Genomic DNA, 9236 nt, shown 5'->3' on the forward strand with positions numbered 1-9236 from the left:
GCGGCTTTTTCTTCGCCTTCATGATGTTCGGCAGCGAGGCGTAGCGCGGCTCGTTGAGGCGCAAATCGGTCGTCACGATGGCCGGCAGAGCGGTGGAAATGGTCTGAAGACCGCCGTCCACTTCGCGGGTCACCACGGCTTTGCCGTCCGCAATCTCCATCTCGGAGGCAAAGGTCGCCTGACCCCACCCCAAGAGCGCAGCAAGCATCTGACCCGTCGCGTTCATGTCGTTGTCGATGGCCTGCTTGCCGAGGATCACCAGCTCGGGGGCTTCCTCTTCGACCACTTTGGCGAGGATTTTCGCAACCGCGAGCGGCTCGATATCGACGCCCTGATCCTCTTCGACCAGAATGCCGCGATCAGCGCCCATGGCCAAAGCGTTGCGGATCGTGTCGACAGATTTCTTCTCGCCGATGGAGACAATCACCACCTCGGAGGCCACACCGGCCTCTTTGAGACGAATGGCCGCTTCGACAGAAATTTCGTCGAACGGGTTCATCGACATTTTCACATTGGCAAGATCAACACCCGTGCCGTCGGCCTTAACCTTGACCTTCACGTTGTAGTCAATCACCCGTTTGACAGGTACCAAAACCTTCATAGGCGTAAACTCCCTTATGACTATGCCGCCCAGGAAACCGGGGGGCGCTCAAGCTCTCCGCTGATGTGATTACCCGTTTGCGGACGCAGAAAACACCCCCAAAACGTCGCGTATCGGTTCAAAGACGCAGCGTTTGGCAGAACATCTGCCACAGCGTTTCGATGTTTTTGCCCTGCGCGCAGTCTTAGCGATTGGCGCCCGGCACCCAAAGCACATCGGCTTTGCCGTCGTCATTGGCCATGCGTGCGGCACAGAAAAGCCAGTCCGAGAGCCGGTTGAGATATTTGATCGCCGTCGGGTTCACGTCTCCCGATTCTTCGGCATTCAAGGCCACGGCCAGCCGTTCGGCGCGGCGCGCAACGGTGCGGCCCATGTGCAAATGCGCGGACAAAGGCGTGCCAGCGGGCAAAATAAAGCTTCGGAGCGGTTCGAGCACGGATGTCATCGCGTCGATCTCCGCCTCGAGGCGCTCGATCTGCGACGGTACGGTGCGCAGAACCGGATAGCCCGCCTCATCATCCTTGTCCAAATTCGGCCGCGACAGGTCGGCGCCCAAGTCGAAGAGGTCGTTCTGGATGCGTGAAAGTGCTGCATCCACTTCGCCCTCGGCATGAAGACGCGCGAGACCCAAAGTGGCGTTGACCTCATCGACCGTGCCGTAGGCCTCGACCCGTGTGGCGTATTTCGGAGTGCGCGACATGTCGGACAACGAGGTTTCGCCGGTGTCGCCGGTGCGGGTGTAGATCTTGTTCAAAACGACCATATCAGTTCCCCGATTTGCGCAGCGCCACAAAGATGATCACGAGGATCACCGCGCCAAGTTGGGCGAGAATGCGGGCCTGCATAAGCTTGTTCGATCGTTTTGCTCCTTCGGCACCACCGCGTCCGAATTGGCCGATGCCAAGCGCGAGGATGACCAGCACAAGCAGACAGGCTGCGCCAATGACATAGAGAAACGGATCGGACATGTGCTTTTCCTCGTTGAGATTTAGGGCTGTCATACCGTGTTTGCCCCCGCGACCCAAGTCGCGAATCTGGACGTCAGCCTTTCGACATCATCCATTCGCTAGCGCGTCCGGGTAGGAACCGCAGGGCGAGGGCGGAGAATGTCGTTACTTTCGTGACGTGATAGCGGGCCTTCGGGTGCGGGCTATTGAGCGCGCGGCGGAGTTTGGCGGTCACGGCATCGCATTGTAGCTCAAAGGGATCGGGGGATTTGTCGGTCGCATACAGACGATCCACCACGGGGCGATAGCGCGGCGCTTGATCACTTTTCTCCCAGTCGATCCAACGGTCGAAATTCTTGCGCGAATTCAGGCGGAAATCGGTGGCGATGGGGCCGGGTTGAATGATCGAGATATGAATATCCGTGTCGCGCAGCTCCAGCCGCGCGGCAGTTGATAGGGCTTCGAGGGCATGTTTCGTCGCCGCATAGGAGCCGCGAAATTTCGTGGTGATGAACCCCATGACGGAGGAACATTGCACGATGTGCCCTTGGCCATTTGTCCCCTGTTTGCGCATCACCTTGATGGCGCGTTGCGTCAGATCGTGCCAGCCAAAGAGATTGGCCTCGAAATTCTGACGCAGCGCGGCGACAGGCAGGTCCTCAACCAGTGCGGGTATCGCATAGGCGCCGTTGTTGAACAGCGCGTCCAAAGTACCGCCGGTGCGTGACAGGGCTTCGTCAAAACCTGAGGCAATGGAGGCTGGGTCTTCATAATCGAGGCGAAAGCTTTCCAGGCCTTCCGCCCTTAACCGCTCTGCATCCGCCTCTTGCCGACAGGTCGCAAAGACGCGCCAGCCCTCATTTTTCAGAGCATGAGCGGCATGATAGCCGATGCCGGAAGAGCAACCGGTGATGAGGATGGAGCGCATGAAAAAGCCTTTCCCGAGAGGATCGGGAAAGGCTTAAAGCGTTTCTCAAAAAACGTGAAGTATTCACTTTTCAGAGGCGCTTGCCATGAAGTCGGCGACGAGGGATCCACCGGCCTCACGGGATTTCAAAATTCATGTTCAGTGCGAGACGTCGGTCAAAAAGCGGGCGGCCATGTAGCCTTCGACTCCGTCGCCTTCGACAGAGATTTTCACCCAGCCGTTTTCAATGGGTGAGATCACCCGAACAATCTCGGTTCGCACCACCTGACCCAGCACGGGATTGGCGGTCGAGGGGCCGGAGCGCACATTGACGCGGGAGGCCGTGACTTCGCGCAGGATCATCTCAGGCGCGGCTTCTGTCGGCGCCATGACGGGATCGACCAGCAGGGCGGCCATTTTTTCGGGATGTGCTACAGTCGTGGTTGCGCTGGTGGGCGTGATGTCCGGGATGCCGATCTGAGCGCTTGCGAGTTGCACAAGTCCAGAGTCGTTTGAGGCGGACGGCGTCGGGGTCAAGGCGCGTTTGGCGTTCAATTCAGCCAAGGTTGGCACATATTCGCCCTGACGTTTGACGTCGGTGCCAAACGCAGTGGAGAGCGTTTCGGACAGTTCCGCGAAGACAGACACTTTCTCGGAACGGCGCAGGTCAAGCGCGGCCTGCTCCTCTGCGGTCAAATCCCGCCCGAACACCATGAATGAGGCCCATAGGCCAACAGAAGTCATCGCCAAAAGACGTAGCATCACACACACCTAAATCTCGTTACACGTTCTATTATAGCCGATTCTCCAACGCTTGACGGGGAAACTTGTTCCAAAACTCCACCTAGAATTTGATCAACTTCGGATGATTGGGAGACAAAATGTTGTGAGAGGGACGCTTGCCGGGGCGGGGGCGGGCGGTTATTCATGATCCTCATGAGCAGTGATTTGACCCAAGATCCCGAAAACGAAGGCGCGCCTTTGGGCGAAAGCTTTGAACCCTTGCGCCGTGCGATCGGCGAGCGCTACTTGCAATATGCGCTCTCGACGATCATGCACCGGGCGTTGCCTGATGCGCGCGACGGTTTGAAACCGGTGCACCGGCGAATCCTCTATGCGATGCGCGAGCTGCGGCTGTCAGCGACCGGGGGATTCCGCAAATCCGCAAAGATTTCCGGCGATGTGATGGGCAACTATCACCCGCATGGCGACGCCGCGATTTACGACGCGATGGCGCGTTTGGCGCAGGATTTTAACGTCCGCTATCCGCTGGTCGACGGTCAGGGGAACTTTGGCAATATCGACGGCGACAACCCGGCGGCCTCGCGCTACACGGAAGCGCGGATGACCATTGCTGCCGAGGCGTTGCTTGAGGGTCTCAATGAGGATGCGGTCGACTATCGCGACAACTACGACGGCACGCTGCGCGAGCCTGAGGTGTTGCCCGCTGCTTTCCCGAACCTCTTGGCCAATGGCTCGTCCGGCATTGCGGTCGGCATGGCCACGAACATCCCGCCGCATAACATCGGCGAGCTGATCGATGCCTCGCTGCATATGATCAAGACGCCGGATGTGCGCGACGAAACTCTGCTCAATTACGTCAAAGGCCCGGATTTCCCCACAGGTGGCATCATTGTCGAGCCGCGTGAAAGCATGGCAAAGACCTACGCCACGGGGCGTGGCTCCTTCCGACTGCGCGCGAAATGGGAGGTCGAGGATCTGGGTCGCGGTGTCTGGCAGATCGTCGTGACCGAAATTCCTTATCAGGTTCAGAAATCGAAGCTGATCGAGAAACTCGCCGAGCTGATCCAGACCAAGAAAGTGCCGATTCTGGCCGACGTGCGCGACGAGAGCGCCGAGGACATTCGGGTGATCCTTGAGCCCAAGTCGAAAAACGTCGACCCGGACGTGTTGATGAACACGCTGTTCCGCAACTCCGATCTGGAGACGCGGTTCTCGCTCAACATGAACGTGTTGATCGACGGGCGGACGCCGAAAGTCTGTTCGCTCAAAGAGGTGCTACGTGCCTGGCTCGATCACCGCCGTGTCGTGTTGCAGCGCCGTTCGCAGCACCGTCTGGAAAAGATCGATCACCGTCTTGAGGTGCTCGAAGGTTTCATCATCGCCTTTCTGAATCTCGACCGCGTGATCGACATCATCCGCTACGACGACGACCCGAAAGCTGCCTTGATGGCGGAGATTTGGGGCCGCGACGTGCCGCGTGCGATGACGGAAAAAGACTACGTTAGCTCGCTGCCCGCGCCCGAAGGCCAAGGCGAGTTGACCGAGGTGCAGGCCGAGGCGATCCTCAACATGCGCCTGCGCTCTTTGCGCCGTCTCGAAGAGATCGAGTTGATCCGCGAACGCGATGCGTTGCTCGAAGAAAAAGCCGGTCTTGTGGAGCTTTTGGGCTCCGAAGAGCTGCAATGGGTTCGGATTTCCGAAGAACTCAAAGAGACCAAGAAGAAATTCGGCAAGGATTATGGCCCACGAGGCGCGCGGCTGACGCAATTCGCCGAGGCCGCCGAGGTCGAGGACGTGCCGCTGGAAGCGATGATCGAACGCGAGCCGATCACCGTTGTGCTGTCGCAAATGGGCTGGATTCGCGCCATGTCGGGACACATCGACCTGACCCGCGAATTGAAGTTCAAGGACGGCGATGGACCGCGCTTCATCTTCCACGCCGAGACCACAGATAAACTCATCCTGATGGGGTCGTCGGGACGGTTCTATACGCTCTCTGCGGCCAACCTGCCCGGCGGGCGGGGCATGGGCGAACCTGTGCGTCTGATGGTCGATCTGCCCAACGAGGTGGAGATCGTCGACATCTTCAAACACGATCCCGAAGGGCGTCTTCTGGTGGCGTCGAATGCGGGCAACGGCTTCCAGATCGCGGAAAAAGACATCGTCGCCCAGACCCGAAGCGGCAAACAGGTGCTGAACGTCAAGGACGACGAAAAAGCCGTGATCGTGCATCGGATTGCGGGCGATCATGTTGCGGTCGTATCGCAGAACCGCCGCTTCCTCGTCTTCCCGCTTGCTGATGTGCCCGAACTGGGTCGCGGCAAAGGCGTCCGGTTGCAGAAATACAATCAGGCGCGCGGGGCCCAAGGCATGCTCGAACTTGACGGTGGCCTGTCCGATTTGACCACCTTTACTTGGGAAGAGGGGCTGAGCTGGACCATGGGTGGCGGCAATACGCGGACTGAAAAGGACCTCACGCAGTGGCTTGGCAAGCGCGCAGGCGTTGGCAAACAGCCGCCGCATGGCTTCCCGAGAGACAATAAATTCAGCTGATATTTATCGGCATCTATTTTGATCGGCTGACGGGCAACCTGTCTTGAGGGACAAGTGGGGGGAGACGTGTGGCGCAACTTTTGAAGACCGAATTTGAAGGCCGGGTTGGGCCGATTTTTCGCCTGTCGCTCTGGACCGCCATGCTGTCGGTTGTGACACTTGGCTTTTATCGGTTCTGGATGAAAACCCGGCTGCGGCGGCATTTCTGGTCCGCGGTGCGCCCGGATGGCACGCCGCTTGAATATGTCGGCAAGGGGATCGAGAAATTCACCGGTTTCCTCATTGCGCTTGTGGTACTCGCACTTCTGATCGGGGTGCTGGCGCTCGTGCTGGTCTATGCCTCCTACGCGGTGTTCCAAGATGAGATCGAAGCCTATCTTTTGGCGGCGCTCATCGCCCTGCCACTCATCTATTTCGCCTCCTATCGAGCCAAGCGCTATGTCTACGCCCGCACCCGCTGGCGCGGCATTCGGTTTGGGCTTGAACCGGCGGCGGGGAAATATGCGCTTTATGCCATGGGGCAGCTTTTCCTGACGCTGATCACGCTTGGGTTCCTCTGGCCGCGTATGACGTTTAAGTTGGAAAAATTCCGCACCGACCGGACGTTTTTCGGGGATCAGCGGCTGCACCAAGGTGGAAAATGGACCAGTCTCGCGAAGTCGTTCCTGCCGACACTGATGTGCCTTTGGCTTGGGCTGGGCATGGTGGCTTATGCCGTAGTTCAAAGCTTGGCGGTCAGCGGGGAGGGCGGCGAGAAAGACAACGCGTTTGATGCGGGGGCTGAATATCTCGGCCTTTTGGCTTTTGTGCCGCTGCTGACCCTGATCGCGCTGTTCTTCTACCTGCGCTACCGAGTCGTCGCGCTACGCTATCTGGCCAATCACAAGACGGCGGGCGGCGTGGGGCTGATTTCGCGCCTGTCGTTTCCGCGGGTTTTGGGGATCAACATCGGTGGCTATCTCTTGACCAATATCTGCACGGCGCTGGCGATGCTGGTCGTGGGCGCAGGGGCTTCTGGGCTTTTGATCCTGTTCTATCCGGGGCTTTCGGAGTTCGGTATGTTTGCCTCTGGTGCTGTAAGTGAAGGGAGCGCCGGGGATGGCGAGGGGTTGCCCTCGGTGGAGTTGACTGTGGCCTTTGCGCTGTTTCTCTACATGGCGACTTTGTTGTTCTTTTCCGTGTTCCGTCAGACCTTTGTGCTCTTCCCGACGTGGCGGCACTACGCGCGCACCCTGTCTTTGACGGGGGGCGAACATCTGGCGCAGATCCAGCAACGTGATCGCGATCACGCGGGGCAGGCAGAGGGCATGGCCGAGGCGTTCGATTTGGGGGCGGCGATATGACGACGGGTCCGCAGATCAATCCACACATGAGTCCCTGGGCCGCGACGCCCGAAGGTGTGCGTTGCGAATTCGTGGATGGCAGAACAGCCAAGCGCCATGATGCCTATGTGACCATTGCAGCGGGGGAGGGTGTCCTTGAGCTGCGCTATGCTGCTGATCCGCGACAGGATGCGTGGGGCGAGGACGTGTCCGGTGAAACCCTGCTTTTGACATGGCCGCTGTCGCAGCTGCGCTATGTCGAGGGGCAGCACAAATTGCGCTGGGGCAAAGTGCCGATGGGCGTTTTCACCGATGTGACGTCCCCCACCGCGCGGCTCTACGTGCGCGATGGTCTGTTGTTGTCTGAGATTAGAGGCGCTGCGCGGAACCTGAAGCGACGCGCGCCGGTGACGGGTAAGGGCCGCATCGCGGGGTTGATCTCGGGGGCGGTGGCCTCCGTCCTGTTGATCGTCTTCGTGCTGATCCCGGCGATCGCCGATCAGTTGGCCATGCGGTTGCCGGTCGAGGGTGAACGCGCGCTGGGTGACAAGACCTATGAGCGCATCCGCGAGAGCTTCTCTCAGAACGAATATATCCCGATCCGGGAGTGCACGAAGGGGGCTGGGCTCTCGGCCCTCGCCTCGATGCAGGATACGTTGGTTGGGGCTTCTGATCTCGATCCCGAGGCGGTGCGGCTCACCGTGCTCGATTTCGATATGGTCAACGCGTTTGCCCTTCCCGGTGGGCGGATCGTCGTGATGCGCGGGTTGATCGACGAGGCTGGCGGACCGAATGAGGTCGCTGCCGTCATCGCGCATGAGATCGGCCATGTCGCCCATCGCGACCCCACGCGTCATGCCCTTCGCGGGGTCGGGACGTTCGGGGTGTTGTCTTTGGTTTTCGGCGATTTTGCCGGGGGGACCGTCGTGCTGTTGGGCGTAAATCAGCTGGTGAATGCACAATACAGCCAAGAAGCCGAAAGCGCCGCCGACACCTATGCCCATGCGCTTTTGCCAAAGATCGGCGTGTCGCCCGGCGCGCTTGCGCCACTGTTCGAGCGGCTCAAGGAAAAATACGGCGACACTGAAGGTCTGGCCTCACATCTCGCGTCTCATCCCAAGCTGGGTGACCGGGTGGAGCGCGCTCATGCGGCGGCGGCCGGGTTCGCCGCCGAGACGCAGCCGATCCTGTCGGATGCAGCTTGGGAAGATTTGCGCGATATTTGCGAGTGAACCGACGGCGTTGCACCGCCCGCCGTTTGCCGCTACCCCTAGGGGACCGAAAATTCAGGAGGTCTCCCCCCGTGTTGTCATTCACTCGTCGCGCTGTCTTTGGTTTGTCCCTTTTGGCTCTGACGGCCTGTAGTGATGCGAAGGAAATCACGGAAGACACCCCGCTGGTTGACCTCGGTGATTTTGCCTTTGGTCACAATGTCGTCGTGGCCACGGATGCGACTCAGGCGCCGTTTTCGCGCACCGCCACCGAGGACGAGATCGAAACCGCCATCAAGGGCGCGATGCAGGCACGGTTCGGGCGCTATGATGGCGACAAGCTCTATCACATCGGAATCAAGGTCGACGCCTATGGCCTCGCGGCGCCCGGCATCCCGGTTCTGTTCACACCGAAATCTGTGCTCGTGTTGTCCGTCAACATCTGGGACGATTCGAAAGGTGTGAAACTGACGGAGAAACCAAAGCTTTTGACGGTGTTTGAAGGCACCTCCGGCGCGACGCTGGTCGGGTCGGGTATTGCGCGCAAAAAAGAGGAACAACTTGAGATTCTTAGCCGCAATGCCGCCCTCAAAGTCGAGCGTTGGTTGCAGGAAAACGGCCAGTGGTTCGGGATTGACCCGATTGCCTCTGAGAGTTCCGAGGCGGATGAGGCGAAGGCTGCGCTCGAAGTTCTGGCCCCTGAGGCCGCAGAACAGGCGACAAATAGCAACTGACGCTTGATTTTCTTGCCCGAAGCCACTACCTAGCCCGCGATGTTAATTTCGGGCCGCATGCAGGCCCCTTCAATCCAAGAGGCGCCTCGATATGGCTAAGGAAAAGTTTGAGCGTTCGAAACCGCACGTGAACATCGGCACGATCGGCCACGTTGACCACGGTAAAACCACCCTGACGGCAGCGATCACCAAATACTTTGGTGACTTCAAAGCCTAC

At 59.2% G+C, this 9236-nt stretch carries 10 protein-coding genes; 5 read left to right on the plus strand and 5 right to left on the minus strand.

Annotated elements, in window-relative coordinates; all coding sequences use genetic code 11:
- The 5 genes from J5Y17_RS18790 to J5Y17_RS18810 form a co-directional block, all read right to left on the minus strand.
- Positions 1-601, minus strand: a 601-nt coding sequence (locus J5Y17_RS18790; protein WP_219787396.1) for an electron transfer flavoprotein subunit beta/FixA family protein, incomplete at its 3' end; no start/stop codon positions are given.
- A gap of 184 nt (positions 602-785) precedes the next feature.
- Entirely contained in the window at positions 786-1364 is a 579-nt protein-coding gene (locus J5Y17_RS18795) for a cob(I)yrinic acid a,c-diamide adenosyltransferase (RefSeq protein WP_219787397.1), read from the minus strand.
- 1 nt (position 1365) lies between these two features.
- Positions 1366-1569 (minus strand): twin transmembrane helix small protein, encoded by a 204-nt coding sequence (locus J5Y17_RS18800; protein ID WP_219787398.1) that lies wholly within the window; start codon positions 1567-1569, stop codon positions 1366-1368.
- 73 nt (positions 1570-1642) lie between these two features.
- Positions 1643-2476, minus strand: coding sequence for an SDR family NAD(P)-dependent oxidoreductase (locus tag J5Y17_RS18805; RefSeq protein WP_219787399.1), 834 nt, complete (start codon positions 2474-2476; stop codon positions 1643-1645).
- A 138-nt stretch (positions 2477-2614) separates the two neighbouring features.
- Entirely contained in the window at positions 2615-3217 is a 603-nt protein-coding gene (locus tag J5Y17_RS18810; protein ID WP_255572223.1) for an SH3 domain-containing protein, read from the minus strand.
- Between the two features lie 174 nt (positions 3218-3391).
- On the opposite strand from J5Y17_RS18810, the gene J5Y17_RS18815 reads away from it, so the two are divergent.
- The 5 genes from J5Y17_RS18815 to J5Y17_RS18835 all read left to right on the plus strand — a co-directional run.
- Positions 3392-5752, plus strand: a complete 2361-nt coding sequence (locus tag J5Y17_RS18815) for a DNA topoisomerase IV subunit A (protein WP_219787404.1) — start codon at positions 3392-3394, stop codon at positions 5750-5752.
- Positions 5753-5820: 68 nt separating this feature from the next.
- Positions 5821-7095, plus strand: a complete 1275-nt coding sequence (locus tag J5Y17_RS18820; protein ID WP_219787400.1) for a DUF898 family protein — start codon at positions 5821-5823, stop codon at positions 7093-7095.
- Positions 7092-8306 (plus strand): M48 family metallopeptidase, encoded by a 1215-nt coding sequence (locus tag J5Y17_RS18825; protein WP_219787401.1) that lies wholly within the window; start codon positions 7092-7094, stop codon positions 8304-8306. Before J5Y17_RS18820 ends, J5Y17_RS18825 begins: the two co-directional genes overlap by 4 nt.
- Before the next feature lie 71 nt (positions 8307-8377).
- Positions 8378-9019 carry a hypothetical protein gene (locus J5Y17_RS18830; RefSeq protein WP_219787402.1) on the plus strand — a complete coding sequence of 214 codons (642 nt, stop codon included), beginning with the start codon at positions 8378-8380 and terminating at the stop codon, positions 9017-9019.
- 91 nt (positions 9020-9110) lie between these two features.
- Positions 9111-9236 (plus strand): GTP-binding protein (locus J5Y17_RS18835; protein WP_255572227.1); only part of this gene is annotated, 126 nt, incomplete at its 3' end.

Source organism: Celeribacter sp. PS-C1 (genome assembly GCF_019429625.1).
Lineage (GTDB): Bacteria > Pseudomonadota > Alphaproteobacteria > Rhodobacterales > Rhodobacteraceae > Celeribacter.

Coding starts and splice junctions, on each gene's coding strand:
- J5Y17_RS18795 (WP_219787397.1), bottom strand. CDS start 1,364: ATGGTCGTTTTGAACAAGATCTACACCCGCACCGGCGACACCGGCGAA.
- J5Y17_RS18800 (WP_219787398.1), bottom strand. CDS start 1,569: ATGTCCGATCCGTTTCTCTATGTCATTGGCGCAGCCTGTCTGCTTGTG.
- J5Y17_RS18805 (WP_219787399.1), bottom strand. CDS start 2,476: ATGCGCTCCATCCTCATCACCGGTTGCTCTTCCGGCATCGGCTATCAT.
- J5Y17_RS18810 (WP_255572223.1), bottom strand. CDS start 3,217: ATGCTACGTCTTTTGGCGATGACTTCTGTTGGCCTATGGGCCTCATTC.
- J5Y17_RS18815 (WP_219787404.1), top strand. CDS start 3,392: ATGAGCAGTGATTTGACCCAAGATCCCGAAAACGAAGGCGCGCCTTTG.
- J5Y17_RS18825 (WP_219787401.1), top strand. CDS start 7,092: ATGACGACGGGTCCGCAGATCAATCCACACATGAGTCCCTGGGCCGCG.